At 54.3% G+C, this 797-nt stretch carries 2 protein-coding genes; both read right to left on the bottom strand.

Going from position 1 to position 797, the window contains the following annotated elements; genetic code table 11:
- Positions 1–122 (bottom strand): sigma-70 factor domain-containing protein (locus ACXJ7R_RS34930; RefSeq protein ID WP_457155773.1); only part of this gene is annotated, 122 nt, incomplete at its 3' end.
- Positions 123–258: 136 nt separating this feature from the next.
- A complete protein-coding gene (locus ACXJ7R_RS34925; protein ID WP_457155772.1) occupies positions 259–633 on the bottom strand; it encodes a response regulator transcription factor in 375 nt (124 codons plus the stop codon).
- Positions 634–797: the final 164 nt, after the last annotated feature.

Genomic DNA, 797 nt, shown 5'->3' with positions numbered 1-797 from the left:
CGCCAGCGTTTTGCCAGCGCTTGTTCCTGCCCAAGCGTCAGCATGGGGAGATGTTTGATCTCGCCGAGATAACGGCGAAGCCCGTCTTCGTTTGCCAAATTTGTTATTGCTGCGCGCGCCATGAAGCACTCCTTGCCTACCTCGCAGGGGATCAATAGTTTCTCGACGCCCATAGACGTTCGATGTTGACTTCTCTGTTCAGCGCTGCCGCTGCTTGCGGCGTTGTTCGCCTGAAGCGCGAAGGTGCATCAGGTGCTGCTAACGCGCGTCATGAAGCGCAGAATCGATACAGTTGATCATGGCCTGGCTGTCCAACGGCTTGCCGAAGAAGCCGATGGCGCCCGTTTCCCGAGCGCGTTTGCGGACACGCTCCTCTGGATAGGCGGTGATCAAAATTGTCGGTATGTGATAGCCATGTTCGATCAAATGATCCTGCAGTTCTATTCCTGTCATTCCGGGCATCTGGATATCGCAGATCAGGCACGACGTAGTTTCCAGATTAGATGACATCAGGAACTCCTCGGCCGATTCGAATGCAAATGCGATGAAACCCAACGATCTGACGAGGCTTGCAGTGGCAAGTCGAACGGACTCATCGTCATCGACGATCGAGATCATCGCGCTGCGGGTCAATTCACTATTCCTCCGTGCTTGCCGATGACCCAAACATTGCTGCTTCAACGACTGTTTCTCGGCGAGATATTGCACCCGCGCTTGCGAAAGCGAAAGTTATACAGAGGTGTAACAAGCTTATTTACCGGGAGCGTCTAWCCCCAGGGCGCCAGCCATCTTCACCA

It is taken from the genome of Mesorhizobium sp. P5_C1 (genome assembly GCF_054049815.1).
Note: the sequence above shows the minus strand (reverse complement) of the source record. Positions and strands in the feature narration are given on the sequence as shown.